26 protein-coding genes and 1 tRNA gene are annotated in these 25,730 nt (G+C 67.4%); 13 read left to right on the forward strand and 14 right to left on the reverse strand.

The annotated features are described in order from the left end of the window. Positions 1 to 6: 6 nt before the first annotated feature. Entirely contained in the window at positions 7 to 864 is an 858-nt protein-coding gene (locus ACIBX3_RS23205) for a shikimate dehydrogenase (protein ID WP_397120143.1), read from the reverse strand. Between the two features lie 350 nt (positions 865 to 1,214). On the opposite strand from ACIBX3_RS23205, the gene ACIBX3_RS23210 reads away from it, so the two are divergent. The 3 genes from ACIBX3_RS23210 (at position 1,215) to ACIBX3_RS23220 (ending at position 4,488) form a co-directional block, all read left to right on the forward strand. Continuing rightward, positions 1,215 to 2,573 carry an MFS transporter gene (locus ACIBX3_RS23210; protein ID WP_397120145.1) on the forward strand — a complete coding sequence of 453 codons (1,359 nt, stop codon included), beginning with the start codon at positions 1,215 to 1,217 and terminating at the stop codon, positions 2,571 to 2,573. A 302-nt stretch (positions 2,574 to 2,875) separates the two neighbouring features. Beyond that, the gene (locus ACIBX3_RS23215) at positions 2,876 to 3,409 is read left to right on the forward strand and encodes a SigE family RNA polymerase sigma factor (protein ID WP_397120147.1); all 534 of its coding nucleotides are present in this window, start codon (positions 2,876 to 2,878) and stop codon (positions 3,407 to 3,409) included. Then, entirely contained in the window at positions 3,406 to 4,488 is a 1,083-nt protein-coding gene (locus ACIBX3_RS23220; protein WP_397120149.1) for an ABC transporter substrate-binding protein, read from the forward strand. The genes ACIBX3_RS23215 and ACIBX3_RS23220 overlap by 4 nt, the downstream gene beginning before the upstream one ends. 300 nt (positions 4,489 to 4,788) lie before the next feature. Here ACIBX3_RS23220 and ACIBX3_RS23225 read toward each other — a convergent pair whose 3' ends face one another. Then, on the reverse strand, positions 4,789 to 6,501 hold the full coding sequence (locus tag ACIBX3_RS23225; protein WP_397120151.1) for a serine/threonine-protein kinase: 1,713 nt from the start codon (positions 6,499 to 6,501) through the stop codon (positions 4,789 to 4,791). A 283-nt stretch (positions 6,502 to 6,784) separates the two neighbouring features. Continuing rightward, a complete protein-coding gene (locus ACIBX3_RS23230; protein ID WP_397120153.1) occupies positions 6,785 to 7,801 on the reverse strand; it encodes a LacI family DNA-binding transcriptional regulator in 1,017 nt (338 codons plus the stop codon). Positions 7,802 to 7,965: 164 nt separating this feature from the next. Here ACIBX3_RS23230 and ACIBX3_RS23235 point away from each other — a divergent pair, with 164 nt between their 5' ends. Both ACIBX3_RS23235 and ACIBX3_RS23240 read left to right on the forward strand, forming a co-directional pair. Beyond that, positions 7,966 to 8,544 (forward strand): hypothetical protein, encoded by a 579-nt coding sequence (locus tag ACIBX3_RS23235; RefSeq protein ID WP_397120155.1) that lies wholly within the window; start codon positions 7,966 to 7,968, stop codon positions 8,542 to 8,544. A 292-nt stretch (positions 8,545 to 8,836) separates the two neighbouring features. Then, positions 8,837 to 9,943 carry a hypothetical protein gene (locus ACIBX3_RS23240; protein ID WP_397120157.1) on the forward strand — a complete coding sequence of 369 codons (1,107 nt, stop codon included), beginning with the start codon at positions 8,837 to 8,839 and terminating at the stop codon, positions 9,941 to 9,943. A gap of 218 nt (positions 9,944 to 10,161) precedes the next feature. Here the strand turns inward: ACIBX3_RS23240 and ACIBX3_RS23245 are convergent, their stop codons facing one another. Both ACIBX3_RS23245 and ACIBX3_RS23250 read right to left on the reverse strand, forming a co-directional pair. Next, a complete protein-coding gene (locus ACIBX3_RS23245; RefSeq protein ID WP_397120159.1) occupies positions 10,162 to 10,611 on the reverse strand; it encodes an iron chaperone in 450 nt (149 codons plus the stop codon). A gap of 201 nt (positions 10,612 to 10,812) precedes the next feature. Then, positions 10,813 to 13,050: a peptidase M6 gene (locus ACIBX3_RS23250; RefSeq protein WP_397120161.1), complete on the reverse strand. Its 2,238-nt coding sequence runs from the start codon at positions 13,048 to 13,050 to the stop codon at positions 10,813 to 10,815. Positions 13,051 to 13,591: 541 nt separating this feature from the next. On the opposite strand from ACIBX3_RS23250, the gene ACIBX3_RS23255 reads away from it, so the two are divergent. After that, complete coding sequence (locus ACIBX3_RS23255; protein WP_397120163.1) at positions 13,592 to 13,975, forward strand: tyrosine-type recombinase/integrase; 384 nt, start codon at positions 13,592 to 13,594, stop codon at positions 13,973 to 13,975. A gap of 84 nt (positions 13,976 to 14,059) precedes the next feature. On the opposite strand, the gene ACIBX3_RS23260 is transcribed toward ACIBX3_RS23255, so the two are convergent. Together ACIBX3_RS23260 and ACIBX3_RS23265 are read right to left on the reverse strand one after the other, a co-directional pair. Further along, positions 14,060 to 14,148 (reverse strand) — tRNA-Ser (locus ACIBX3_RS23260). Between the two features lie 160 nt (positions 14,149 to 14,308). Further along, the gene (locus ACIBX3_RS23265) at positions 14,309 to 14,872 is read right to left on the reverse strand and encodes a YceI family protein (RefSeq protein WP_397120165.1); all 564 of its coding nucleotides are present in this window, start codon (positions 14,870 to 14,872) and stop codon (positions 14,309 to 14,311) included. A 95-nt stretch (positions 14,873 to 14,967) separates the two neighbouring features. Here ACIBX3_RS23265 and ACIBX3_RS23270 point away from each other — a divergent pair, with 95 nt between their 5' ends. Further along, positions 14,968 to 15,546, forward strand: coding sequence for a MarR family winged helix-turn-helix transcriptional regulator (locus ACIBX3_RS23270; protein WP_397120167.1), 579 nt, complete (start codon positions 14,968 to 14,970; stop codon positions 15,544 to 15,546). Positions 15,547 to 15,564: 18 nt separating this feature from the next. Here the strand turns inward: ACIBX3_RS23270 and ACIBX3_RS23275 are convergent, their stop codons facing one another. Continuing rightward, positions 15,565 to 16,062 (reverse strand): SigE family RNA polymerase sigma factor, encoded by a 498-nt coding sequence (locus ACIBX3_RS23275; RefSeq protein ID WP_397120169.1) that lies wholly within the window; start codon positions 16,060 to 16,062, stop codon positions 15,565 to 15,567. Positions 16,063 to 16,279: 217 nt separating this feature from the next. On the opposite strand from ACIBX3_RS23275, the gene ACIBX3_RS23280 reads away from it, so the two are divergent. Both ACIBX3_RS23280 and ACIBX3_RS23285 read left to right on the forward strand, forming a co-directional pair. Further along, entirely contained in the window at positions 16,280 to 17,227 is a 948-nt protein-coding gene (locus ACIBX3_RS23280; protein ID WP_397120171.1) for a hypothetical protein, read from the forward strand. A gap of 5 nt (positions 17,228 to 17,232) precedes the next feature. Then, positions 17,233 to 18,024 carry a MauE/DoxX family redox-associated membrane protein gene (locus tag ACIBX3_RS23285; protein ID WP_397120173.1) on the forward strand — a complete coding sequence of 264 codons (792 nt, stop codon included), beginning with the start codon at positions 17,233 to 17,235 and terminating at the stop codon, positions 18,022 to 18,024. Positions 18,025 to 18,130: 106 nt separating this feature from the next. Here the strand turns inward: ACIBX3_RS23285 and ACIBX3_RS23290 are convergent, their stop codons facing one another. Then, positions 18,131 to 19,312: an AAA family ATPase gene (locus ACIBX3_RS23290; RefSeq protein WP_397120175.1), complete on the reverse strand. Its 1,182-nt coding sequence runs from the start codon at positions 19,310 to 19,312 to the stop codon at positions 18,131 to 18,133. Between the two features lie 221 nt (positions 19,313 to 19,533). On the opposite strand from ACIBX3_RS23290, the gene ACIBX3_RS23295 reads away from it, so the two are divergent. From ACIBX3_RS23295 to ACIBX3_RS23310, 4 genes are all read left to right on the forward strand, one after another. Beyond that, positions 19,534 to 20,019: a SigE family RNA polymerase sigma factor gene (locus ACIBX3_RS23295; protein WP_397120177.1), complete on the forward strand. Its 486-nt coding sequence runs from the start codon at positions 19,534 to 19,536 to the stop codon at positions 20,017 to 20,019. Then, positions 20,016 to 21,221 (forward strand): TolB family protein, encoded by a 1,206-nt coding sequence (locus tag ACIBX3_RS23300; protein ID WP_397120179.1) that lies wholly within the window; start codon positions 20,016 to 20,018, stop codon positions 21,219 to 21,221. The genes ACIBX3_RS23295 and ACIBX3_RS23300 overlap by 4 nt, the downstream gene beginning before the upstream one ends. A 10-nt stretch (positions 21,222 to 21,231) precedes the next feature. Beyond that, positions 21,232 to 21,690 carry a MaoC family dehydratase gene (locus ACIBX3_RS23305; RefSeq protein WP_397120181.1) on the forward strand — a complete coding sequence of 153 codons (459 nt, stop codon included), beginning with the start codon at positions 21,232 to 21,234 and terminating at the stop codon, positions 21,688 to 21,690. 174 nt (positions 21,691 to 21,864) lie between these two features. Next, positions 21,865 to 22,314, forward strand: a complete 450-nt coding sequence (locus tag ACIBX3_RS23310; protein WP_397120183.1) for a hypothetical protein — start codon at positions 21,865 to 21,867, stop codon at positions 22,312 to 22,314. Here ACIBX3_RS23310 and ACIBX3_RS23315 read toward each other — a convergent pair. From ACIBX3_RS23315 to ACIBX3_RS23335, 5 genes are read right to left on the reverse strand one after another with little or no spacing between them, the layout of a single operon-like run. Continuing rightward, a complete protein-coding gene (locus ACIBX3_RS23315) occupies positions 22,304 to 22,576 on the reverse strand; it encodes a hypothetical protein (protein ID WP_397120185.1) in 273 nt (90 codons plus the stop codon). The two genes, ACIBX3_RS23310 and ACIBX3_RS23315, sit on opposite strands and share 11 nt — an antisense overlap. After that, complete coding sequence (locus tag ACIBX3_RS23320) at positions 22,573 to 24,090, reverse strand: radical SAM protein (protein WP_397120187.1); 1,518 nt, start codon at positions 24,088 to 24,090, stop codon at positions 22,573 to 22,575. Before ACIBX3_RS23320 ends, ACIBX3_RS23315 begins: the two co-directional genes overlap by 4 nt. Further along, positions 24,087 to 24,818: a prolipoprotein diacylglyceryl transferase gene (locus ACIBX3_RS23325; RefSeq protein WP_397120189.1), complete on the reverse strand. Its 732-nt coding sequence runs from the start codon at positions 24,816 to 24,818 to the stop codon at positions 24,087 to 24,089. The genes ACIBX3_RS23320 and ACIBX3_RS23325 overlap by 4 nt, the downstream gene beginning before the upstream one ends. A 1-nt stretch (position 24,819) precedes the next feature. Further along, positions 24,820 to 25,392 carry a hypothetical protein gene (locus ACIBX3_RS23330; protein ID WP_397120191.1) on the reverse strand — a complete coding sequence of 191 codons (573 nt, stop codon included), beginning with the start codon at positions 25,390 to 25,392 and terminating at the stop codon, positions 24,820 to 24,822. Next, entirely contained in the window at positions 25,389 to 25,712 is a 324-nt protein-coding gene (locus ACIBX3_RS23335; RefSeq protein ID WP_397120193.1) for a hypothetical protein, read from the reverse strand. Before ACIBX3_RS23335 ends, ACIBX3_RS23330 begins: the two co-directional genes overlap by 4 nt. Between the last annotated feature and the right edge of the window lie 18 nt (positions 25,713 to 25,730).

Raw genomic sequence — 25,730 nt, forward strand, 5'->3', positions numbered from 1 at the left:
ATCCCCTCAGAAAGCGATGATTTCGGTCAGATGGCCGAGCATCCGCTCGGCGTCCGGCTCCACTCCCGTGAAGAGGCGGAAGGCGTGTGCGGCCTGATGCACCACCATGCCGCCGCCGTCCAGGGTCCGGCAGCCGACTGCCCGGGCTGCGCGAAGCAGTTCGGTCTCCAGCGGGCGGTAGACGATGTCGGCCACCCACAGCCCCGGGTGCAGGAGGTCCGCGGGCAGCGGAAGCCCCGGATGGTGGGCCATGCCGGTCGGGGTCGCATGCACGAGGCCGTCCGCCTCGGCGAGCGACGAGGCCACGCCGTCCGTGTCCGCGACGGCCGCGCGACCGGAGCCGAACCTGGCGGTCAGCTCTTCCGTGAGCGAGCGCGCCTTGACCGGGTCGGTGTCGGCGATGGTCAGCCGATCGGCGCCGAGCGTGAGCAGCGCGTGCGCGATGGCGGCTCCCGCGCCGCCGGCTCCCAACTGCACGATCCGGTGGGTCACCGCATCAGGCAGGCCCCGCGCGAACGACTCGGCGAACCCGATCCAGTCGGTGTTGTGCCCGATGGCCCGGTCGCCGTCGAACGTGACCGTGTTCACCGCCCCCAGGACGGCGGCGTCGGGGGAGAGCTCGTCGAGGTGTGGGATGACCGTCTGCTTGCACGGATGGGTGATGTTGAGCCCGTCGAAGCCGAGCCGCCGCGCCGTACGGACCAGTTCGCCTGCCGCCTCCGGCGCGAGACCGGCCTCGGTGATGTCGATCAATCGGTAGAGGTAGCGCAGGCCGTGGTGGTCGGCCTCGCGTTCGTGGAGTGCCGGGCTGAGGGACGGGCCGATGCCCGCCCCGATCAGTCCGATGAGGTAAGAGGACGTCATCCGCGTTCCCTGCGAGGGAGACGGGGCTCACTCGACCTGGGCAGGCCCAGGCCGGAGCCGTTGGACACTGGTTGGTGCGTCAATTCGGATCAGCTCCTCGCAGGTCGTGATCACACCGCGGGCAGGTCTTCCCACAACAGCCACAATGAACAAACTAGTGAGTTAGTTATAGCTGTCATCCGACCGCAAGGAAACCCCTCCACCGCTATTGACATGCGCCGGGCCTCACTGCAGCATGACGACACCCGTGCGAATTAACTATCTGGTTCGTAACCAACCTATCCGTCTCCCACCGGGCAGAGTGCCTGAGGGCGACCGACCTGGCCCGCCGGGTATCGAAGGAGCGACACGTGGCCGATCAGACACCCCCCGTCCCAGCGGATGCCCTCCCCGAAGGAAAGCCAGGCAAGGCGGCCCTCGCCGCCTGGATCGGGAGCGCGCTTGAGTACTACGACTTCTTCATCTACGGCAGCGCTGCCGCCCTGATCTTCTCCAAGGTCTTCTTCGACGCCTCCGACCCCTCGACCGCGACCCTCCAGTCACTGGCCACCTTCGGGGTCGCCTACGCCGCCCGGCCGGTCGGCGCGTTCGTCCTCGGCCACTTCGGCGACAGATTCGGCCGCCGCAACATCATGGTGTTCACGCTCATCCTGATGGGCGTGTCCACCTTCCTCATCGGCTGCCTGCCCACCCGCGACCAGATCGGCGGTCTCGCCCCCGTTCTGCTGGTTTTGATGCGGATCCTGCAGGGCCTGTCGGCGGCCGGCGAGCAGGCCAGCGCCAACTCGATGACCCTGGAGCACGCCCCGGCCGGCCGGCGCGGCTACTACACAAGCTTCACCCTCAACGGCACCCAGTTCGGCCAGATCCTGGCCACCCTGGTCTTCATCCCGATCGCGGCCCTCCCCGAGGAGCAGATGCTCACCTGGGGCTGGCGCGTGCCGTTCCTGCTCAGCGTGGTCGTGGCCCTCGTCGGATACGTCATCCGCCGCAAACTGGAGGAAACGCCGGCCTTCGAGCGGGAGGTCGCCGCGGGCACCGTCCCGCGCATGCCTCTGGCCCTGCTCATGCGCGACCACTGGACCAGCGTCGTGCGCGTGGTCTGCGCCGCGCTCATCGCCACCGTCAGCACCATCTTCACCGTGTGGGCGCTCAACTACGCCACCTCGGACGAGATCGGCCTGGACAAGGCGGTCATGCTCTGGGTGAGCGTGAGCGCCAACACCGTCGCACTGATCGCCCTGCCCCTGTGGGCCATCCTGTCGGACCGGATCGGCCGCAAACCCGTCTTCCTCATCGGAGCCATCGGAAGCCCGATCATGATCTTCGTCTACCTGGCCGCGATCAACTCCGCGAACTACCCGCTGATCTTCATCACCGGAATCCTGACCCTCGGCGTCGTGTACGGGGCCGCCAACGGCATCTGGCCCTCCCTGTACGGCGAGATGTTCACCACCAAGGTCCGGCTCTCCGGCATGGCGATCGGCACCCAGATCGGCTTCGCCATCGCCGGGTTCGCCGTCGCCTCCGCAGCCGGAATCGTCTCCCCCGAGGGCTGGCTCGGTCTGCAGGGCTGGGTCGGCGTCGGCATCTTCACCGCCATCCTGTGCGCCATCAGCGCGATCGCCGTCGCCACCGCCCGCGAGACCTACCAGATCCCTACCGAGCACCTGGGACAGCCTGAGACGCGCACCTCCGTCCACACCTGACGGGTCCGGCGAGCCCGCCGGCATGACGTGGGCACCTGAAGCGATCTTCAGCCGTTCCGCGGCGAAGGCCCTCTCCCCAAGATCCGGGAGAGTGCCTTTCCTCTGCGGAGGATCGGGTAGTACTGCATCGGCTTGAGGCGGGTGCCGTCCGCGGTGCTCATGCTTGCCACCGCCGTGCTCCCCTACACCGACGGCCGCAGGGCGGTTGGGGGGTGCCCGTCACTTCCGTACGCCGCTCCTCAGGAGTGCCAACCTTTCGCCACGCCCACAGCGTCTGGAGGGTACCGACATGAGGAGAGACGTTGGATCGCGATGCCAGTTTCCAGGCGTTCGTGGATACTCACCAACGCCCGTTGATGCGCCTGGCCTACCTGCTCACCGGAGAGGTTCACCTCGCAGAGGACCTCTTGCAGAGTGTGCTGGTCCGCATGATCGGGCGGTGGTCGAAGTTACGCCACATCGACAACCTTGACGCTTATGCGCGCAAGACCATGGTGAACCAGTACATCTCATGGCGGCGGCGCCGCGGTTCCGGCGAGGTGCCGACCGCCGAGCCGCCCGACCGTGCCTACTCGCCCGAGGACTCCGCCGTCCTGCGGATCGTCCTGCGCCAGGCGCTCATGCGGCTGACACCCAAGCAGCGCGCGGTGCTCGTCCTGCGCTTCTACGAGGACCGGACAGAGCGTGACGTCGCCGACCTGCTGGGATGCTCCGTCGGCACCGTGAAGAGCCAGGCGCACCACGCCCTGGCCCGCCTGCGTGCGGTGGCGCCCGAGCTGGCCCCGAGACTGCCCGGTCTGGACGACTCAGCCCATAGTGAGGAGGCACGCCGATGACCTGGCTCGGAGAGCAGCTCGGCCGAATCGCGGACGACATGCCGGAGCGCGACCTGGGCGCCAGGGCGATCGAGATCCATCAGCGCAGGCGGCGCAACTTCATGGCGCTCGCCGCCGCCGTGGTGGTCGTCGTCACCGTGCTCGCCGCCACCATCGGGGTACGGGCGCTGCCCGCGGAGCCGCGCGCCGCCGCCCGCCTGTCGAGCCCGCCTGAGCAGTCCACCATCAAGGTCGGCGTGGTGCCGAGTGTGGAGTCCGCGCCCGTGTTCGTGGCCCTGACCAAGGGCTATTTCAAGGAGGAAGGGCTGACGGTGAAGCCGGTATTCATCTCCGGCGAACCGGCCGCGGTGCCCTCGGTCATTAGCGGCGCGCTGGACCTGGCCCAGACCGACTACGCCACAGTCTTCAGGGTGAACGAGCGGGGCATGGAGAAGTTCAAGATCGTCTCCAGCCTGCACCAGGCCGCGCAGGGAAGCTTCGCGATGGCCGTGAACACCAAGTCGAAGATCCGGACAGTGACCGATCTCAAGCGCAAGAGGGTCGCGATCCCGAACCTCGGAGGGCTCCGGCAGTTGGCGCTGACAGCCGTGCTGAAGCGTGCGGGGCTGACGTTGAACGACGTCGTAGTGGTGGAGACGACCGATCCCGAGATGCTCGACGCGATGAATAAGGGGCACGTCGACGCCGCCCTCCTGGCCGAACCGTTCGTCACCGTAGGCCGCGAGACCAAGCGCATCCGGATTGTGGATGACGCGATGACTCAGGAGCTCGCGAACCTGTACACCGCGGGTATGACGGCCACCGACAAGTGGATCCGGGCAAACCCTCGCACACTGGCGGCCTTCCAGCGCGCGCTGGCCAAGGCCCAGCGCCTGATCGCGAGCGATCCTCAGCAGGTACGCGACGCGTTGCCCCTCTACACGAAGATCTTCAAGGCATGGGCGGCAGGCGTTGCGTTCGGCTCCTATCCCGCCAAGCTGGACCTGACAGAACTTCAGCGGGTCGCCGACCTGGCCCACGCCTACAAGTTCCTCGACCGCCCGGCAGACCTCGGGAGCGCCGTTGTGAAGGGCGGGTGAGCCCAGCGTCGCCAGCCGCTGCCCGAGCAGCTCGACCGACTCCTCGGGGTCCAGGACGATCAGCAGCGAGAGGGCCACCCCGAAGTGCGGGTACTCCTCCCGCACCTGGCCGACCAGCTCCCGCATCCAGTCGCAGACCTCGGCGCGGCCGGGCGTCGGTGATGCCGTAGATGGTGCGCTCCAGGCGCTGGGTGTCGCGGACGGTCTCCTGCTCCTGGATGAACCCCGCCTTCCGGAGCTGCTCGACCACCATGTAGAGGGAGCCGCGGTTGTACTTGATGTTGCGGTCCTTACGTACGGCTAATTCGTGCGCTTGTTGAGCGAGGAGGCGATCGCCTTGGTGACGTCGACGGCTATGTTCCGGACGTCGGAAACGCCGGCGTCGGGGTCGGTGTAGGTGACCATGAGCACCAAGTTGCTCGTACGGAACACCACGGTCGCCTTGGAGGGGGCATCCCACCCGCCGCCATCGCTGTAGACGAAGGCGGCTTCGCCCGCTATCACGTCCTCGGGCAGGGTATGAGAGCGCGGGGCCCACCTGTTCAGGGCGCTCTCCCGTTCCCGGCGATACCGGTCCTTGGCCGCCGCCACGCTGGGGAACCAGGGGGAGGGAGCCTTGAGGGTTCCGTCGGGCAGTAGGGGCTCCACGGTCAGCTTCACGCCCGATTTCGCCCACCTACAGCCGAATCTGGTCTTCTTCTGGGTGAGCTTCAGTATCTGCTGGCCCTTGAACAGATCGCAGTACGAGATGCGCGAGGTGAATCGCCCGGAGTGGACGGAGGTCTTGTCGGGGGTCGGCGCGGCGACAGACGTTGGCGACGACGTGTTGGGCGTCGCGGACTTGTTGACGAGGATGACGGAGACGATCAGGAGCACCAGGAGGCCGAGCACGAGAGAGTAGAAAGCGCGCTGTCCGTGGCCGTCGGTGGCTGCCGCCGCGGGTCGGGGGAAGGGCGCGGGCGGTGTAGCGGCGAGTGTGCCGCCGCCGTCCGGGCGTTCGATGACCTCTGTGGGCTGGGCCGGAGAAGCGGCGGGTGGTGCCGGCTCGGGCGGTGCCGGCTCGGGCGGTGCCGGCCCGGGCGGCTCAGGCTCGGGCTTGGGCGGCTCCTGCGCGGGCTGCGGAGCGGCGCTGGGGATGGCCTCCGCGACCTTCTCCGGTAACCAGGTCACCTCCGTGAACAGCTCGACGATCGTGGTCCCGCGGGCGACACTCTCCGTCAGCTCGTCCAGCAAGGCAGTGGCGCTCGGCCGTTCCTCCGGCCCCTTGGCCATGCACCTGGCCACCACAGCGCGCAGCGCGGGGGAAAGGGCCGCCAGGTCCGGCTCCTCGTGCACGGTGCGGTACCACAGGCCCTGCCACGAGCCCGTGCCGAAGGGGCCCGTCCCCGTCGCGGCGAAGGCCAGCACGGCGCCCAGGCAGAAAATGTCGCTGGGCGGCCCGACGGGCGCGCCGGTCAGCTGTTCCGGGGACATGAAGCCGGGGGTGCCCACCGCCATGCCGGTCTGAGTCAGCCGGCTGCCCTCGATGGCCATGGAGATGCCGAAGTCGATGACCCGGGGGCCGTCGGCGGCGAGCAGCACGTTCGAGGGTTTGAGGTCGCGGTGCACGACGCCGGCCGCGTGGATGGACTCCAGCGCCTCCGCCAGGCCCGCGCCCAGGGCCAGGACCGCCGGCTCGCGCCACGGGCCGTGCTCGGCGACGGCCGCGTCCAGCGACAGTCCCGGCACGTACGCCGTCGCCAGCCACGGTGGTGAGCCCAGCGGGTCGGCGTCGACCACGCCCGCCGTGAAGAAGCCGCTGACCGTACGCGCCAAGGCGACCTCACGGGCGAAGCGGTGCAGGAAGTCCTGGTCGACGGCGACGGCCGGGTGGATGACCTTCACCGCCACCGCGCGCCCGGTCCGCGAACGCCCCAGATAGACGCGGCCCATTCCGCCGGCGCCCAATCGCGCCTCAATCCGGTAGGGCCCTACCTGCAGGGGATCATCGGGTTGCAGTACCTCGAAGGCCATATATCCGCCACTTCTCGGATATCCACGATCATGACTGTTCGATGGTCATTATGCCGATGGCGCCCCGCCTATCCACCGGTCAACGGGAGCGGAATCAAGCGATTTGAGATCACAGACGAATGGCGTGAGTGGTGATCTACTCCACGAGCCCCCTGCCTGACACTGACACCATCCCGTTGGTCCGCATGCCGGAGCCGGATCTGCATGATCTTGAATAGGCCTTCGTTTCCATGCACGCTCAACGCCGTGCAGAACTCCCGCCGATGCTCCCGTCGCGGTGAAGTCAGACAGCGGCCAAGGTCGACCCCCGTACGACGAGTTCAGTGGCGAGCTCGACGTGGCGGTATTCGACCTTCTCTCCGGCGGCCAGGCGCAGCGAGGTGCGCAGGGCAACGGCGCCCATTTCGCGCAGCGGCTGACGTACGGTGGTCAGCTGCGGCGAGGTCATGGTGGCGAGTTCGGTGTCGTCGAAGCCGACGACGCTGAGGTCTTCGGGAATGCGCAGGCCACGGGCCCTGGCGGCCTGTATGGCGCCGAGGGCACTCTCGTCACCGGCGGCGAAGATGGCCGTTGGCGCGGGGTGCAGGTCGAGCAGGGCGGCTCCTGCTTTCACCCCGTGCGGGTAGCAGAAACCCTCAGCGCGGACGTATTCGGGAAGTACGGGCACACCCGCTGCTTCCATGGCGGCGCGGTAGCCATGCATGCGTGCTTGGTTGGTGCTTGAAGTCGCCGGGCCGCCGAGGTAGGCGATGCGACGGTGGCCGAGGCCCAGCAGATGCTTCGCGGCGGCCAGACCGCCGGCGAAGTTGGTGGAGCCGACGCTCGTCGCGGAGGTCTCCGGCAGGTTCAGCGGGTCGATGACGACCACTGGGAGGCGGGCCTTGGACAACGCGGCGAGCTGGATCGAGGTCGGCCCGCTGGTGAGAGTGATCATCGCTCGACGCCCGGCGGCGACCAGGTCGCGAGCCCAGGAGGTGGCGCTGCCGGTCACGGTTGGCGAGTTGGTGACGACGACCGCCACGCCCGACTCGGATCCGGCCTCGATCGTACCCTTGATGATCTCGGTGGAGTAGGCGCACAGCTCGTCCACCCACATCTCGACCGTGGCCGACGCCTCCGCTCGCTCCCGGCGTGACGAGCGCGGGACGTAGCCGTGTTCCCGCAGGAGAGATTCCACCAGCGAACGGGTGGCCGGCGCGACGTCGCGGCGGCCGTTGAGCACCTTCGACACGGTGGCCACGGACACGCCGGCCGACGCGGCGACGGAGGCCAGCGTGGTACGCCCAGAACCGATCGACATCAATTCCCTCTCTAACGCCCGGCATCCCACCTTAAAGTTTCACCAGCCGGGGAGCATTCGATTTTCGATCACATCCTGACCGTTCAGCGCGCGATCCAACTCGCCGATGCGCGCTTCAATACAGGTGGGCAGACGTACGCGGCAGCCAGACACGGAGCGAACCAGTGAACAGGAAGCCGGCAACCGATCCGATAGCTCTTCTCAGCGCCGTGCATGATGCGCCGGCAAGCATGGCGGGAGCATGGGCCGGCGGGGCCGTCTCTGTGGAGGGTTTCCTCCGGTGGGTCGTCGCTGATCTCGACCGAATGCCGACGTCGATCGTCCATCATGCCGAGTTCCAGCATTATGGCTCCGGATATGCGTCCTACGTCGAGGTCTTCATCACCAAGCGCGACGGATCGATGCGCCGTTCCGAGAACGGCTGGACGCATGTCGAGGGGTTGTCCCTGGCCCTGTGCCGGCTCGCACCACTGGCAGCACTCTTCGAGCCCGACATCCGATCTTCGGGGCCTGGCGGTGGCGGTGGTCACGGCCTGCCGGATCTGTCGCGAGTCGCCGATGCCGCCCCTCCAGGATGGACGGAGGAGTATCGGCAGATCGGCCAGGTTCTCGATCGGCACGATATCGCCTTGCTCGATTCTCAGGTCCTCAGTTTGCCGTTAGAGGCCGAGCTTCGGGTGGAAACGGTCCTGGGCAGCCCGCCGTACAGCGTTTTCGATGCCTGGTTCCACTGGAGGGATTGACTCATCGCAGCCGGGGAAACGATTTGGAGCCTCCCTCCAGCATGCCCGCCCGTGACAGGGCACTCTGCCGTGCGCGGCGCCTGAAACTGTTTCGTCGACAACCTCGACCTGCTCAGCACCCTCTGCAGGTGAGTGACGCCAGAAAAGCGCCAAATGCCCGCGATGAGCGCGCGGGAGGCGGCCTTATTACTCCAAGAAATCCGCTCATATGGCGCGCCATGCGCACCACAGCTGCCGCACCGTGATATTCCGTATCCGGTAGATCACATCCACCAGCAGGAGAGCGATTCACATGTCATTCCCGATCAAGAAGTTTTTTGACGCTCGATTTGACGAATGGAATCGCAATCGAAGCTCTTGTGCGGTGTGCGAGGAGATTCGCGCCAACGTGTGCGAGCTCAGATGCATCATTGACACCATGGCACAATACAACACTGGCTCCGACGAACTCATCAAAGGAGCAAAGGAAGCACTCAAAAGGGCGGACGAAATCCTTGACTTCCATACACATCGCGGGCGCTCGCATGGATCTCGCACGATCGCCGCACAGATTCACTTCAATACGGCGCGCATTCTCTGGCTGAGAGCCCTGCCACCAGACAGGCTGAAACCGTATCTACCAATCGTTCTCCCGACCATCAGAGAACATCTCAGCACAGCGGATGACGGACGAATCAGCATTGAGAAGATAGCAGAAAGAGCAGCCAGGGAGAGCTCGGAACTGACAACTGACGATTTGGTCACAACGGTCGAGGTAGTGTCCGCAGCGCAAGAGACCGCAATACGGGAAAAGGTACGAGCCCTGAACTTCCTGCGCATCGTACGAATCATGACGGCATCCCTATTCGCACTTGCACTTGCACTTATCATCGTTACAGCGATCTTCGCAGAGGCGGTACCACTGTGCTTTACTCCCCCCTCCCTAGGTGGTCTAAAATTTAACATCGTCTGCCCTACTAATACCCAGCAAGAAATCGAAAAGAATGAGCTTGAGCAGAAAATCCGAGAAACGGCCAGCTGGGGCGACTACATCGTCGTCGAAATTGCCGGACTGCTGGCAGCCGGACTTGCGGCAACCACTCGACTGCGGAAGATCAAAGGCACATCTACCGCTTTTCCGGTTCCGGTGGCACTGGCCATATTGAAGCTTCCCACAGGGGCGCTCACCGCTGTACTCGGCCTGCTTCTCATGCGTGGATGGTTCATCCCAGGGCTAAGCGCGCTCGATACGTCAGCCCAAATAGTCGCGTGGGCCATCATTTTTGGCTATTCGCAGGAATTGTTCACGAAGTTTGTTGACAGACAAGGCCAGGTGGTCCTGGAAGGCGTTCATGACCCTGGAGAGCCCTCGTCTCAGGAAAAGAAAGTCGCGCACGTCCCTCGCGCCGAAGAAGCATGAGTTGCGACGACTTCAGAGCGCAGCGGCATGTCGGGTCTCCGGCGTCATCGGGTAGCGGATGATCCGCTGATGCCAAGGACGGATCCCGGCAGGACGAAGAGTCGATCGACCGGCGAGTCGCCGCCGCCTCACCGGCCAAGTCCGGCAGGCGCTCAGGCGCCGCCGTGCCCTCGGATCCGTATGGACACGCTCATGATCAACGCACATTGTGGCCCCCCTCAGCTCACCGCCTGCTTCACGAGCGCGCTGATCCGCTCCTCCACCTCGGCCGTCACCTCGGTCAGAGCGAAAGCGGCCGCCCACATCGTGCCCTCGTCCAGCTTCGCCTGGTCGCTGAACCCGAGCGTCGCGTAGCGCGTCTTGAACTTCGCCGCGCTCTGGAAGTGACACACGATTTTGCCGTCCAGCGCGTACGCGGGCATCCCGTACCAGAGCTTCGGCGCGAGGGCCGGGGCGCAGGCCGTGATGACGGCATGGACACGCTCGGCCAGGATCCGGTCCGAGTCCTGCATCTCGGCGATCTTCGCGAGCACGTCCCGCTCAGCCTCCGCCGCCTTGTCCGCCGGACTGCGGCGTGCCGCCGTCCTCAGCTCTTTGGCGTGGTCCTTCATCGCGGCCCGCTCCTCGGCCGTGAATCCCTCATACGTGCTGGTTGCGGCGCTGCCCATCGTGTTCTCCTTCGTCGTCTTGGTGTGAGACAAGACTGTCCGTCCGGGTCAATACATTCGCTATGCGCTGACGATGCGATGGTGTTGAGGAGCTGCACGGTTGCTGCTCGTCCTGCTCACCACCTCGGAGGCCGCCCGCCAGGACGCAGTCTGGAGCGGTCTCCCGAACGACCGGTCCAGACTGCGGAAAGAGTCACCTGATCAGTGGTCGGTGTCCTGGGTCTTCACCGTGCAGGTGGAGGTGGTCGTCTTCCCCGGATCGCTCACCGAGGTCGCGGTCAGCTTGACCGTGGCGGAGTGGGTGCTGCGCGGTGTACGGGTCACATAGACCGGGACGTCGACCGACCGGCCGAACGCGACCGTGGTCAGGTTGCTGGGTAGCTGCGCCACCCAGCCCGCGCCCGTAGCCGAGGTCGACAGCCGGTAGATGTCGTTGCGCAGGTGCGTTCGCTCGTCCTGCGGGTGCAGCGCCGGATCGGTGGCCGCCTCCTTGCCGGTGTTGGTCAACCTGAACGAGCAGTTGGTGGCATGTGCTGGGGCCTTGCCGCCTGGTCTCCCCTTGGCCACCGCCACGCCGCGCTGATGCGGTCCGGCGCCCGCCGGGTTCTGCACGCCGATGACGTAGTGCAGGAGGCCCTTGGTGTCCTTGTACTTGTCCACGATGTAGAAGTGCAGGCCGTTCGCGGCGTCGACGTACTCGTTCTTCGAGCCCGAGTTCGTTCCGGCGTGGAACAGCGCGTCGTTGAGCTGCCGGTAGTCGCCGATGGTGCGCATCACCTTGGTGCCGTCAGGCCGTTTGTAGTCCAGCATGTCGATGTCTTCGGGATGCGCGTCCACCACCCACGTGAAGCAGTTGTAGCCGCAGGTCGCGCCTTCCTTGCCGTCGCCTCCGGGCTCGTAGGACTTGTTCTTGGCGATCAGCACGCCGTTGTCCGGCTGGAACGAGCCGTACCCGATCCGCTGAACCGTCTCGAGAGTGTAGTTGCCCCACCCGCCGGAGGGGCCGCCGCCGTCGCACAGCGGGTCGGTATTGACGTCACAGGCAGGCGAACGGTCGACCGGCGCGGCGCCGTCCAGCAGAACCTGGACGCCCGCCCGGGTGCCCTTCGGCAGCGGGCCGGCGTTCACCGCCCTGGCGATCACGTCCACGACCGCGAGGCCGGACTCGGCGAGGCCGTCACGGTTGAGGCGCAGCACCGAGGAGTAGGGGACGAAGCCCATTCCGATCTTGTTCCTCAGCGTCTGCTCGGCCCCCATCGAGGCGCCCTGCTGCGCGGGAACCCGCCAGCGGTTGTGCGGACCGCCCGGGCCGTTGAACGAGCCCCGGTCCATCATGTCCCACGGCCCCGACCCCGCCCGGTGGTACGGCTTCACATACGGATTGTTGTTGTTGTCGCCGATGCTGAAGAAGAAGTGGCTCAGCTCGTGCGTGATCGTGCCGGAGCTCTCACCCTGCCGGACCGTCGACTGGCCCCATAGCTGCGATCCGGCAAGCCAGGAAGTCCAGGGGACGTACCGGCTGGGAACCGAGTTGGGCAGCGCCGGGTTCGGGTTGCCCCATATCTCCCTCGGCACGTCCTCCGGCGAGTTGAACTTCATCTCGCCGAACTCCTGCCACACCGACGTCTCGTCGTAGCCGGCGTAGATCCGCAGGACCACGTCATAGCCGCAGTTGCGGGTGCAGCCCGCGTCTTCGTGCCAGAGCTTGTCGGCGTCGGTCTCCAGGCGAGTCCCGGCACAGTTGTTGATGCCGGCCTTGTCGGTGACCGTCACCGTCGCGTCGAGCGTGAGGTGGGTGTCGTCCGGAATGGCGGTGACGACCCTCTGCCCGGACGGGGAGACGCCCGCGATCGTGATGAGATCGCCGACCTTGAGGAACTTGGTCGACTCCACCGCGATGGTGGTCACGCCGGCTTGGTTCCCGGTCACCGTGGTCTGCCCGGGGCAGCCCTGCTGGCGTTCCTGGCCGATGTCGTTGAGGCCGTACTGGGAGGAGTTCTTCGGCATCCGGTACGGCCCGAAGGCGGTCACCGAGGAAATGCCGACCCTGCCGCCGCTCTGCTCCATCCAGTACCCGTTGATGGTCTGGTAGTGGTTCACCGGGCTCGGCGTGTTGAAGAAGTCGGCGTAGAACTGCGCGACCTTGTCCCGGGTGACGGGGTCGATCTGCGGGTTGCCGAACGGGTCTGACTGCTTCGGCTTGGTGATGACGAACGGCTGGTCGGGGAAGTCGACCGCGACGAGCGCCACCCGGAGCGCGCGGTCGGTCGGGATCGCGCCGTTGGTCGCCCAGCTCACCCCGGGGATCGGTTTGTAGTCCTGCCACGTCATGTCCTGCTGGTCCCGCACGCGCTGCGGGTCGATCGGCTGCAGCGCGGGAGGGTCCCACACCATGGTGGTGGCCTGGCTGGTCTGCGACATGTTCAGCAAGCCGAGCACGAGGGTACAGAGCACCGACAGGGTCTTGGCCGACAATCGTCTGGATGAGCGGCGTCCGGAGTTTAATATCACAAAGAACACCTTCCTAGACGAACCTGCCGAGGCGGAACGCTACGACCCGGAAGCGTTCTCGTTGGGAAGGAGGCACGACGGTGCCATCTAGCATGCCGACATCAGGGTGATGTCGGCGGCGCTCCGGACGCCTCGACGGCAGGGCCGCAACGTCCTTGCTCGCCACCGCGTCCTTGATCAGAGTGCCCACGTCCGTACCCCTGTCGAGCAGTGCCCGCTGCGGGTCGCCCGGCTCGGAAGACTGCGTGTCGGACCAGGTCGTGATGTCCTGCACCGCTGTCGAGCAGTGCCCGCTGCGGGTCGCCCGGCTCGGAAGACTGCGTGTCGGGCCAGGTCGTGATGTCCTGCACCGCGAGGCGACGTGATGGAAGGCAGGCAGACGACGGGACCAACGGCCGATCTCCCACGTGTCCCTATGCTGCGTCCGCTCCTGGTGAGCCCGCGGTCTTCCCGAAGAGCAGAGCTGTGGATGGATCTCGCGGCGGGCCTGGTCGAGTGCCGCGAACGCGGTCCCGCCGTACGCCAAGCGCAACCGGCATACAAGGCGGGAGACCGATGGGAGCACCATGACTTGGTGTTCGCGACCAAGCACGGCACGCCCATCGAGCGGACGGAGGACTGGAAGCACTGGAAGGCCATCCTCAAGCAGGCCGGCGTCCGCAACGTCCGAGTCCACGACGCTCGGCACACCGCCGCGACGCTCCTCATCGAGCAGGGTGTGAACATCCGGGTCGTTCAGCAGGTTCTCGGCCACACCCGAGTGACCACCACCGAGCGCTACACCCACGTATCCACACCGCTGATGCGCGACGCGGGGAAGCGACTCGCCTCCGCTCTCTGGGGAAATCCCTAGCCGTTGCAACAAAGCCTGCAACTATGGCGCCCTCGAAGATCAAAAGGCCCTCTCCCCAAGATCTGGGAGAGGGCCTTCTACCTGCGGAGGATCGGGGATTTGAACCCCGGATGGTGTTGCCACCAAACCGCATTAGCAGTGCGGCGCCATAGACCTGACTAGGCGAATCCTCCTGGAAGCCCTTGCGGCTCAGCACAGCGTACCGGCCTTCTGGCGAGGCGGCAAAGCGATTCCGCTCGCCGCCTGCACCAAGAGTTATCAACAGCCTGTGGGTAACTGACTGTGGATGAAGCCCGCCCAGAGCGTGGACGGGCTTCAGGGCTGTGGATAACCTCAGGCGGCCGGGTTGGCCTCGCCCTCGACCTCGATCTTGATCTTCTTGCCCACCAGTACGCCGCCGGTCTCCAGTGCCTGGTTCCAGGTCAGGCCGAACTCCTCGCGGTCGATCTCGGCGCTGATCGAGAAGCCCCACACCGCGGCACCCCACGGGTTCGTGCCCGCGCCGCCGTACTCGACGGTGAGCTCGACCTCCCTGGTGACGTCACGGATGGTGAGGTCGCCGACGACGGTGAACTCGTCGCCGGAGTGGCCGACCACGCGGGTGCTCTTGAAGGTGATCGCCGGGAACTTCTCGACGGCGAGGAAGTCGTCGCTGCGCAGGTGACCGTCGCGGTCGGCGACGCCGGTGCTGATGCTCTCCGTCTGGATCGTCAGCTCGGCGCTGGACTCGAGGGGGTTCTCGGCGATCGTGACCGAGCCACTGAAGCTGCCGAAGCTGCCGCGGACCTTGCTGACCATCATGTGCTTGACCACGAAACCGATGGTGGTGTGGGCGACGTCCAGGTTGTAGGTGCCGGCGGCGGGGAGGGTCAGGGACTCCCAGGTACGGGTGGTCATCGGGGTTCTCCTCAGAGAGGTTGCGGTGCGGATGTCTTCGGCAACAAATGTCTACACGAGGAATATTCCACACGTCAACTATCGTCGGCTAAGGTATGAGCGTGAAGAACTTTGACGACCCCCGGCTGACGGCCGTCGGACTGCTGGCCGAGGTGTATGCCGGCCTCATGGCCGGGTTCCACCCCGCGATGGCCGCGGCGAGGTTGTCGGAGATCGATTTCGAGACCGTACTGAGGCTGGCCCGTTCCCCCCGGCAGTCGCTGCGGATGAGCGATCTCGCGGCGCAGACCGGGCTGTCCACCAGCGGCGTGACGCGCGTCGTCGACCGGCTCGAACGTGAGGGGTTGGTGACGAGGCGGGCGTGTGCCAGCGATCGGCGAGCCTCCTACGCCGCGCTCACCGACGCCGGGCGCGAGCGACTGGAATCCGTGCTGCCCCAGCATCTCCAGGACATCGACGACACCTTTACCGGATTGCTGGACGCCGAGGAGCTCGAGGCGTTCTTGAGCACCCTGCGCAAGATCAGGAATGTGGTGCGGCCCTGCGCCACCGTAGGGGCCATGGAGCCTGGCAAGGCGTCCCAGGCATCCCCCGTTTCGTGTGGCGAACGCGACACCAGCGACGTCCCCGACGCCCTCAATGCATCCGCCTCCGGCTCCGCGGCCTCGGTCTGACACCCAGGCCGTCTCGGCCTACCTCCCCAGCCCCAAGGCGGTCCGGAGCTTGGCCATCCCCCGCGACACCGTGCTCTTCACCGTCCCGACGCTGATCCCAAGCGTCCTGGCGATCTCCGGCTCGGTCATGTCCTCGTAATAGCGCAGCACGATCGCCGCTCGCATCCGCTCAGGCAGTTCCTCCAGCGCCTGCTCCAGTTGCTCGTGAACGTCCCCGCAGGTGACCGGCTCGTCCACCACGATCATCTCGGGCAATTCGTCCGAGGGATACTCCTCCAGCTTGCGCCGCCGCCACTGCGAGATGTTGATGTTCACCATCGCCCGCCGCACATACCCGTCCAGCGCGCGCCGGTCCTCGATGCGCTCCCACGCCAGGTACGTCTTGGTCAGCGCGTTCTGCAGCAGGTCCTCCGCGTCCAGCGGATGCCCGGTGAGCTGGTGAGCGGCGCGCAGCAGCGCAGGACCGCGGGTTCTGACGTACTCGCGGAACTCTTCTTCCCATCCGGTGGTCTGCATCGTGGCCAGAATCGCAGCCTGATGCCCTATTAGGGCTGAACCGCAATTCAGGTTTCGACCCGCCGACGATAAAGGAAGGTCAAGGTCGGTGGCGGTTTGTCCGCCGACGGATGTCAACTCCCTTCCCCGGGGATGCGTATTTTGCTCTCCTCTGCGCCACGCGGGCGTGAGCAGTCCCAAGTCGTGTGAACCTAGTATCCGAGCGAGGGAGGGGCGGATGGGCCATCCGAGCGTTGAGCGCCGCCGGGTGCTCGCCGCGGCCGCGCTCGGCCGCGAGTCCGGCGTTCCGGGTCCTGACCCGGACAATGGCGAACCCATAACCGCGGTCGCCGGCGAGATCCTTGACATCAGCCCGCATCTCGTCATCATCGAGACCCCGGACGGCGCGGAGGAGCGGCTGGTCATCGCGCCGTGGGCGACCGCCTGGCACGGCGCCGACGCCTCCCCCGCCGATCTGCCCCTGGGCGCCATGGTCATGATGCGGACCCGCCGCGAAGGGCGCGTCGTGGAGCGGCTCTGGGCGGACACCACGCGCATCACGGGGACGATCCTGTCGATCAGCGGGCGCAAGGACCTGACGGTCGAGCTCGACTGCGGGCCGCACCGGGGCCACCGGACGATCGTCATCCCCTACCGGGCGACGGGGCGGCTGCAGGTGCGGCATCCCAAGTTCGAGCCCGGCTACCTGTTCGACGCGATCGGCATCAGGCGCGACGGCGCCGGGCTCGCGCTGCTGCCGGCGACCTCACAGCCGCCGTACCCGGCCCGCGCCGTGCCACCCCCTCCGCCCGCGTACGCCGGCCTGCAGTCCCGCATCTCGGGCACCGCGACGTGGTCGGACACGTTCGACGAGGAAGAGCGGGGCGCGGCCTACCCCATGCTGGAACGTTCTGACACCGGCTGCCCCGACACCGGCACGTCCTGCGCGGGACTGCCGTACCTCGCCATCGGCTCCCTCCTCCAGATCAGGAACGTCTGCTCGAGCCGCTCCGCCAACGTGCCGGTGGTGGCCTGCGGTTGCGTGGCCGGGCGGTTCTGCGACCGCTGCGTCGAGTGCGACACCTCGCCGCGCGGGCGGATCGCCGAGCTGTCGCCGTTCTCCTATGTGGAGCTCGGCGGCGATTTGGTGAAAGGCTGCTTCAACGCTCAGATCGGATTGGGGTGACACGCGTGCTGGAATCGCAACTGCCGATCCTGATCGTGCTGCTCGTCATGGGCACGGTGGCCAAGGTGAGCACGGTGCGGGCCGGAGGTGAGCCGGGGGCGTTGTCCAGGCTGGGTCCCGCCGTGCTGGTGTCCGGCCGCATGCTGGCGCCCGCGCTGCTGGTCTGCGCGGCCAGCGAGCTGGTGCTGGCGATCGGGTTGCTGCTCACCACGCATCCGATCTTCCGGTGGGGCACGGTCGGGTTCTTCGCGTTGTCCACGTACGTGCTGCTGGAGCTGCGCAGGCGGCGCCCCGACGCGGGCTGCGGGTGCTTCGGCGAGGTGAGCTCGGCGCCGGTCGGGCTGCGTTCGATCGGCCGGACCGTGGTGCTGACCGGGATGGCCGGGGTGTCGGTGTGGGCGCCGGTGGCCGGATGGGTGGCGATGACGCGGCCGTCGTGGCTGATGGCCGCAGGGGTTGCGGTGATCGCCGCGCTGTCGCCGGAGATCGAGGAGATGATCGATCGGGTACGGTTCCGCGCCCCGTGCGAGCAGCGCCGCGGCCCCGCCGAGTCGGTCACCCTGTCCAGGCTCCGGGCGAGCGGCACCTGGCGGGCCCACCAGGACGAGCTGGCCTCGGCCGAGCCGTACGACAGCTGGCGCGAGCTGTGCTGGCGCTTCTTCGCCTTCCGCAACCACGACCGGGACGACGTGGTGTTCGCGGTCTATCTGAGCGGACGTCGCCCGGCGGTGCGGATGGCCGTGGTCAGCGCGGAGGACAGCGGATCTCTGCCGGAATATACGCCAGTATCGGTCTGACGCTAGAAAGCCTTAGATTTCTCTCGACAGGCGCGACCGTATGGCTCTATTGGGCTGTCTAGCTTCCCCACTAGACAGCCCAATAGAGGTCTAGGTGCGCCCGGGCTCAGACCGGCTGGGCGCGCAGGAACTTTCCGAAGTGCGGCACCGTGAACGCGATCTGCCCGCGTTCGGCGCTGTAGATGAGCCCTTTCTTGATGAGGCTGTCACGGGCGGGCGAGAGGCTGGACGGCTTGCGCCCGAGGGCGTCGGCCACGTCGGCGGTCCCGACCGGCTCGTCGCCGATCTGCGCCATGGCGTGCATGTAGTCGCGCTCGGCCGGGGTCGCCCGCTCGTAGCGGCTGCCGAAGAACCCGACCGCGAGCTCCTCCTCGGCCTCGGGCGCCGAAACCTTGACGTCCTCGATCGTGATCGGACTGCGTGGCGCCAGATCCCAGGCGACCTTGCCGTACGCCTGCACGAAGTAGGGATAGCCGTCGGCGGCCTCGTAGAGCGCGTCGAGTGCCTCCGGGGTGAACTCGACCTCCTCCTCGCGCGCCGGCAGGATCAGCGCCAGATCGGCCGCGTCCCGGTCGAGCTTGTCGATGCGCGCGTAGCGGAAGAGCCGCTCGGAATAGCTCTTGCTGGCCGACAGGACGCTCGGCAGGTGCGGCAGCCCGGCACCCACGACGATCAGCGGCCCGCCTGACTGCGACAGCTCATGGCAGGCGGCGCAGAGCGCCGAGACGTCGGCGGCCGGCACGTCCTGCATCTCGTCGATGAACAGCGCGATGCCGACGGCCAGGTCGGTGGCCACGCCGGCGGCGTCGACGAACAGCTCGGTGAGGTCGATCTCCAGATCGCCCGAGTCGGCGCGCCCGCGGCTGGCGGGCACCTCGATCCCGGGCGACCAGTGCGAAGTGCCCTTGGCCGCCGCCGGATCGCGCATCGCGAACGCCTTGAGCACGCCGAGGAACTCCTCGATGCGCTCGGGCGCGCGGTGCCGCGGGGCCAGCTCGCGGATCGCCATGTGGAGGGCGGCGGCCACGGGCCGCCTGATCGACTGGTCGGGCCGTGCCTCGATCTTGCCCGTGCCCCACAGCCGCTGCATGGCCATGGACTTGAACGTGTTGAGCAGGACGGTCTTGCCGACGCCCCGCAGGCCGGTGACGACCATGCTCCGCTCAGGGCGGCCACGGGCCACGCGCTCGAGCACGACCTCGAACTGCTGCAGCTCTCGATCGCGCCCGGCGAGCTCCGGGGGACGCTGTCCGGCGCCGGGGGCGTAGGGGTTTCGCACAGGGTCCACGCTCTCGGACTTTATTGCCGGATATAGCGGCCGTCTTAGATTTGGGAAGAAAGTGCTACGGCGTGTCCGAGCAGGGGCGGGCGCGAGCACCGTCATCGGACACACCCCCTCTCACCAGGCCGAACCCTTGTTCGATTGCGGTACCTAAGACTGTAGCGCGGACTCGAACACCTATGCGATGGTTTCGAGTAAAAGATCTTTGCAACAGTACGGACCCTCCCGTGCGTCTCCGTGTTGTGGAGTTCGAGGAGTTCGTCCGCGTGCGGGGCAAAGCCCTGCTCAGGTACGGCTACGTGCTCACCGGCAACGCCGACGATGCGGCCGACCTGGTGCAGGAGTCGTTGCTCAAGCTGAGCGGCGCCTGGCGCAGGGTCCGCAACAAGGACAATCCCGAGTCCTACGTACGCACGATCATGGCCCGCCAGCACGTCAGCTGGTGGCGCAGGCGGCGCAGGGAGCACGTGACGGACGACGTACCCGAGGGTTCCTACACCGACGATCACACCTTCGGCGAGCTGTGGAAGGAGCTGGCCACGCTGCCGCGAAGGCAGCGGGTCGTCCTGGTGCTGCGCTACTACGAGGACCTGTCGGACCAGGAGATCGCCGACATCCTCGGCATCTCCCGCGGAACCGTGCGAAGCCAAGCCTTCCATGCGCTCAACGCACTGCGCGTCAAGCCATCGGTACTCGAAAGGGGACGGACATGAGGACCGAGGACGAGCTGACGGGCGCGCTGCGCGCGGCGGCCGAGCGCGCTCCCGACGAGGGCGACCTGCTCGCCGGCGTCGAAACTCTCAGGGGCCAACGGACCAGGCGGCGCGTGCGCACGCTGGCGGCCGCGGCCGCCGTGGTGATCGTGGCGGTAGGGGGCGCCGGGGTCCGGAGCGTCTTCTCCAGCGGGGGCGAGGGCGACGTGGCCACGACCACCACCCCGACGGCCCCCTTTCCCGAGGTCACGAAGACGACCACCCTCGATCCGCAGCCCGGGAAGGCGGTGCCGGCGGCGAAGCTCTGGCCCACGGCGGTCCTCACCGTGCCCACCACGAACGCCGAAGGCATGATGTATCAGCCGATCACCGGCATCGGCGCTACGGAGGTGCTGCTCCTCGCGTCGTCTGGGGAGGGAACCAGGATCGAGGTGTACGACACCGCCACCAAGCGGGCCCGCGTGGTGACCACGGTCCCCATTGAGCCCACCGCCGTCCCGCCGACCGTGACCGCCGACGGCAAGAACGTCGCCTGGATGTCCTTCGGCACCAAGCGCGGCGTGTCGGTGCGGGAGATCTGGACGGCCCCGCTGTCGGGCGGCAAGGCGAGGCTGCTCACCACGCTCAGCGGCCCCCGGGCCGACATCGACTCGATGGCGGTCAACGGGGACCGGGTCTTCTGGTCGGAACGCCGCGGCGACGTGTGGGGCATCCCCGTCTCCGGCGGCGCCTCCGAGCGGGTCCCCGCCAGTCGCGGCTTGCGCCTCCTGAGATGGCCGTGGGCCAGCGACGCGCCCGTGGGACCGGACGTCAGCGTCCGCGGCCAGAGCAAGGTCGTCGATCTGACGATCGGGTCCACGATCAAGGTCGTCACACGGCCCGGGACGCGGGACCTGCGCTGCGGGCCGTTCTGGTGCTTCGGACACGACGAGACGGGCGCTTTCCTGCAGCGAATCGACGGCAGCAACATGCGGCGCCTCGACGATCGCGGTTCTTGGGGGCGGCAGGCGATGGCGCCGATCCTCAACCGGTTCGTGGTGAGCAACGGCGGGATCTACGACATCGCGACCGGCCGGACGGCCGCTGCCGCCGACGGCAGGTGGACTGCCGTGTCCGCCGGGCAGCCCACGATCATCTACTGGGAAGGCGGGCGGGGTACCTTCCGGATGCTCAACTTGGCAGCCGTACCACCTCCGCAATAGCGTTCGCACCATGCGGACCTTCGCGAATGTTCAGGAGCTCAAAGCGGCCGTCGGCGAGACGTTCGGGCCGACCGAGTGGCGCACCGTCACCCAGGAACAAGTCAACACCTTCGCCGACGCCACCGATGACCACCAGTGGATCCACGTGGACGTGGAGCGGGCCAAGGAGGGACCGTTCGGCGGCACGATCGCGCACGGCTACCTGACCCTGTCGCTGCTGCCCTCGTTCATGTTCACGATGGTCAAGGTCGAAGGCATCGCGATGGGGGTCAATTACGGACTCAACAAGGTCCGCTTCCCCAGGCCCGTGCCGGTCGGCGCGCGGATCAGGGCCGTGGCCGAGCTCATGGACGTCAAGGGCACCCCGGCCGGTTACCTGTCCAACCTCAAGGTGACCATCGAGATCGAGGGCGAGAAGCGGCCCGCCTGCGTGGCCGAGACGCTCAGCCTTTACGTGCCCGCCCAATAAATCCACGTTTCACGTGCAACACTGACGCGCTCTCGTCGATCCCTGGGTTCGTGGAAGACTTCGACCAGTTCGTCCGAGCCCGGGGCTACGCGCTCCTCCGGTACGGCTACGTGCTGTCCGGCAATTCCGAGGACGCGGCCGATCTCGCACCTGGAGACCGGTCAGTCCTACGACGTGCGGTTGCCCAAAGGGGCGCAGTTCATGCGGTGCGTGTCCCACTGGTGCGTCGGCGAGGTGAAGGGCCGGATGATCGTGCAGCGCGTGGATGGGTCCGGGCTGAGGACTCTGCCCCCGGAGCTGCGGATCTACGCGCCGCACTCGCCGCACGGTGAGCGGTTCGCGCTCGCCGCCGTGATCGAACCGGACAAGAACAAGCCGGGGGTCCCGCTCGCGGTCGTGTACGACATGGCCACGGGGACGATGGCCGGGCTCGGCCAACGGATCCTCGGCACGGTTGGCGTGCCGGTGCTGGCGGGCAACGGTTCGTCCGCCCCCTCTTTGACGCCCTACTGGGATCAGGACGTGCAGATCCGCCAGTCGTGCGAGAAGAAGCGATGCATTCCCAGGTCGTACGGGGGTGGCAAGGAATACACGCTCCTGAACCTCGCGGCCGTCACAGGATGATCGCCACAACCGCCACGACGGCGAGCAGCCCGAGGTAGGCCAGCACGAGCCGGGTGTCCCTGAGCAGGCACTTGCTCCGGGTCAGCCCGGCTCGCCGCGCCTTCCAGTACCCGGCGAACCCCAGCACCGCGAACCCGAGCACCGCCCACGGCCCGAGCAGCCAGGCCAGCAGCGCGACGGTCGCGTACACGCACAACCGGAGCGGATCGTACGGCTGGCCCTTCGCCGGGCCGGCGCCGGATCGCGGATCGCCCGCCGTCACGACGCCACCGCCGACAGCCGTTGCCGAGAGAGCTGCGGCCAGGCCTGCACCGCGCAGAACGGCGCGCACTGGTCCTGCTCGGCTCGGGTGCCCACGTGCACGCAGCACTGCGTGAGCCGCTCCTCGATCATGGTCGAGATGTCCATGAACGGCTTGACCGTGATCCGCACCACCCGCTCCCCCAGCATCCTGCGCAGCTTCTTGCGCCTGCCCGGCAGCGCCGAGGAGGCGAGGGTGAGGAGGGTGGCGACGCCGAGGTCGCAGTTCTCGCAGATGTCGCGCCACAGGTCGCCGATCTGGGGGTGCGACAGTGACGACTGCTCGGACAGCAGGCCGAGCAGCGATTCCTGGACGGCCAGCCGCAGCTCGCGCGGGATCTCGGAGTCGGCGATGCGATTGGAGACCAGGCCCAGGTTCTCCTTGAGCCGGTCGTGGCCGATCAGCGCGGTGAGCGAGCGCCACTGCTGTGCGTCGTCGCGGATCATGTAACCGACCGAGCAGCAGTGCGGGTGGGAGCAGGGCAGGGCGGTGAGGTCGCGCCAGGTCACCAGGCCGCCGGTCTGCGGGCCGAGGCGCTTGAGCACGCCGGTGTGGGTGAGCCTGTTCATGGGGTCGATGGCGCCCGACCTGCCCGAGCCGAACTGGGGTTGCAGGGAGACGCCGCCGACGAACGGGGTGTCGAGCGCGAGGCGTACGACGTCGCCGATCTCGCCGTCGTTGACGTCCAGGGCCGCGGTCATGACCAGGGTGGTGAAGATCTCGCGCGCCGACAGGCGCTCTATGGCCTGGGCCTTGAGGCGACGCAGGTCGCCGCCGCGGTGGTGTTGTGAGGCGTGGGCCGACGACCCGTCGTACTGGAGGTAGACCTCCACCCGCTCCTTGTACTCGGTGAGGAGGTCGAGCAGGGAGTCGTCCCTGGCGACGAGGACGCCGTTGGTGTTGATCAGGATGCGCGTGATCGGGCGCCGGACGAGCTCGGCGAGGAGCGTCTTGAGCTCGGGGTGGAGGGTGGGCTCGCCGCCGCTCAGCATGAGGACGTCGAGCTTGCCGTTCTCCCTTTCCAGGCGCTGGTCCACGTTCGCGAGGACGTCGGGGACGGGGACGACGCCGGCCAGCGTCGGGGAGCTGTCGGCGAAGCAGGTGGGGCAGCGCAGGTTGCAGGTCTCGGCGATGTCCTCCAGAAGGATGCAGGTGTGCTGGGTCTGCATCTCGGGGAGGCCGTTGAGGTAGGCGAGAGGGATCGGGGCGAAGTTGCCGGTCATATCCGGGATGTGCTGCTTGGTGGGAGCGGTCCACTCCTCCAAGTATTTGAGGATTTCTGGATCTTCGTCGTACAAAGTACGGATGAATCCGTGTTCGCGGCAGCCGCGTTCCAGCCACACCTTGCCGTCGCGTTCGACCAGGTAACCGCTCAGCCGCTCGACCCGCTCCAGGTCGCGGCCATGGCATTCCGGGCAGAACGCGTTGACGTACCTGAGGATGCGGTCGCCCCGCAGACCCATCCCTGTGCTCATGTCATGACCTTCCGCGGGAAGAGGGGATCGTAGTAGCCGCGCCGCCAGCCGTACGCGAGCCTGAGCGCGAGCAGCGGCAGTCCAGCAGTCAGGAACCATTGAGGGCCGGTCAGGCCGAGCCAGAGCGTCTCGTTCGCCCTGGTGAACTCGACGAGGAAGCGGAAGGCGGCGTACCCGGCGAGGTAGAGCGTGAACAGCTCGCCCGGCTGCGTGAGCCGCCTGCGAGCCCACATGAGCACGGCGAACGCGGCGAGCTGGAAGATGATCTCGTAGATGAACGACGGATGCATGGCCTGTCCGGCCATGCAGCCGGGGCACTCGGGGGTGGTCGCCGGGGCGTGCACGCCCCACGGCAGGTCGGTTGGGCGGCCCGGGGCCTCGGTGAGGTGGCAGCCGATCCGGCCCACGGCCATGCCGAGCGCCACGGCCGGGGCGAACAGGTCGCCGGTGCGCTCCCTGTAGCCGATGATCTTCTTGGCCACGAGCACGCCGACGTACGCGCCGGTGAGGCCGCCGAGGATGCTGCGGGAGCCGTACAGCCAGAGGTCCTTGAGGTCGAGCGTCTCCAGCCAGCCGGCCAGCCGCATCCCGATCGCCCCGCCGACCAGGGCACCGGTGACGGCTACCAGCGACTGCTCGTTGAGCGCGCCGCGCCTGCGCGCCTCCCGTACGAAGACGACGGAGGCCACGAAGACGCCCAGGCCGACGAAGATCTCGTGGAGGGGCATGTCAGGCGTACAGTCCCGGGTTCAGGCCGGTGCAGAAGCCGGCGGTCAGGATCGACCACAGCGCCCACCCGATCATGAGCCCGAGCCCCAGGCCCTTGGTCCAGGGGCGGCGTATGAACAGCAGGCCGACGCCGGCGCCGAGGCCGAGGAGGGCGAGCACCGCCGCGCCGACCACCACGTAGACGTTGTTGCCGCTGGTGTTTTCCATGGCGGCGACGAACATGAAGAAGCCGATGAGGCCGTTGACGACGCTGTAGAGCGCAATGCCGGCGAACGTGAGCCCGACGACCACGCCTGAGGAGCCACCGTTGAGCGGGGGCGGTGGCCCGTACGGGGGCGGCCCGTACGGGGGCTGCTGCCCGTACGGGGGCTGCTGCCCGTACGGGGGCTGCTGCCCGTACGGGGGCTGCTGCCCGTACGGGGGCTGCTGCCCGTACGGAGGCTGCTGCCCGTAGGGAGGCTGCTGCCCGTAGGGAGGCTGCTGCCCGTACGGAGGCTGCTGCCCGTGTGGTGGGGGCGGGCCATCGGATGGGGGTGGGGGTGGGGGCGGCCCGTCCGGTGGGGGCATGTTCATGTGTACAGCCCCGGATTGAGTCCGGTGCAGTACCCGGCCGAGATGATCGACGTGAGCGACCACCCGATCAGCAATCCCAGCCCCAGCCCGATCGACCAGGACTTCCGCAGCAACACGAACACCACCCCCGCGCCGATGCCCAGCAGCGCCAGCACCCCGGCCGCCACCCCGATCGCCACCGTCGACTCGAAGTTCAGCGCGATGACGCCGATGGCTAGGTTGGCGATGAAATACCCGAAGAGTCCAGCGAACGCCAGCCCGACGATCACTCCCGTCCGACGAGGCGGCGGGGAGGGCGGCGGAGGCGGCGGCATGCTCACGCCGCACACATTACGGCT

This window comes from Nonomuraea sp. NPDC049480, from assembly GCF_044465905.1.
Taxonomy (GTDB): Bacteria; Actinomycetota; Actinomycetes; order Streptosporangiales; family Streptosporangiaceae; genus Nonomuraea.

Bases quoted from the DNA above. Each gene is read 5' to 3' on its own strand.
- ACIBX3_RS23205 (WP_397120143.1), bottom strand. From the start codon at position 864: ATGACGTCCTCTTACCTCATCGGACTGATCGGGGCGGGCATCGGCCCG.
- ACIBX3_RS23220 (WP_397120149.1), top strand. From the start codon at position 3,406: ATGACCTGGCTCGGAGAGCAGCTCGGCCGAATCGCGGACGACATGCCG.
- ACIBX3_RS23225 (WP_397120151.1), bottom strand. From the start codon at position 6,501: ATGGCCTTCGAGGTACTGCAACCCGATGATCCCCTGCAGGTAGGGCCC.
- ACIBX3_RS23230 (WP_397120153.1), bottom strand. From the start codon at position 7,801: ATGTCGATCGGTTCTGGGCGTACCACGCTGGCCTCCGTCGCCGCGTCG.
- ACIBX3_RS23240 (WP_397120157.1), top strand. From the start codon at position 8,837: ATGTCATTCCCGATCAAGAAGTTTTTTGACGCTCGATTTGACGAATGG.
- ACIBX3_RS23245 (WP_397120159.1), bottom strand. From the start codon at position 10,611: ATGGGCAGCGCCGCAACCAGCACGTATGAGGGATTCACGGCCGAGGAG.
- ACIBX3_RS23255 (WP_397120163.1), top strand. From the start codon at position 13,592: ATGGATCTCGCGGCGGGCCTGGTCGAGTGCCGCGAACGCGGTCCCGCC.
- ACIBX3_RS23265 (WP_397120165.1), bottom strand. From the start codon at position 14,872: ATGACCACCCGTACCTGGGAGTCCCTGACCCTCCCCGCCGCCGGCACC.
- ACIBX3_RS23270 (WP_397120167.1), top strand. From the start codon at position 14,968: ATGAGCGTGAAGAACTTTGACGACCCCCGGCTGACGGCCGTCGGACTG.
- ACIBX3_RS23275 (WP_397120169.1), bottom strand. From the start codon at position 16,062: ATGCAGACCACCGGATGGGAAGAAGAGTTCCGCGAGTACGTCAGAACC.
- ACIBX3_RS23280 (WP_397120171.1), top strand. From the start codon at position 16,280: ATGGGCCATCCGAGCGTTGAGCGCCGCCGGGTGCTCGCCGCGGCCGCG.
- ACIBX3_RS23300 (WP_397120179.1), top strand. From the start codon at position 20,016: ATGAGGACCGAGGACGAGCTGACGGGCGCGCTGCGCGCGGCGGCCGAG.
- ACIBX3_RS23305 (WP_397120181.1), top strand. From the start codon at position 21,232: ATGCGGACCTTCGCGAATGTTCAGGAGCTCAAAGCGGCCGTCGGCGAG.
- ACIBX3_RS23320 (WP_397120187.1), bottom strand. From the start codon at position 24,090: ATGAGCACAGGGATGGGTCTGCGGGGCGACCGCATCCTCAGGTACGTC.
- ACIBX3_RS23325 (WP_397120189.1), bottom strand. From the start codon at position 24,818: ATGCCCCTCCACGAGATCTTCGTCGGCCTGGGCGTCTTCGTGGCCTCC.
- ACIBX3_RS23330 (WP_397120191.1), bottom strand. From the start codon at position 25,392: ATGAACATGCCCCCACCGGACGGGCCGCCCCCACCCCCACCCCCATCC.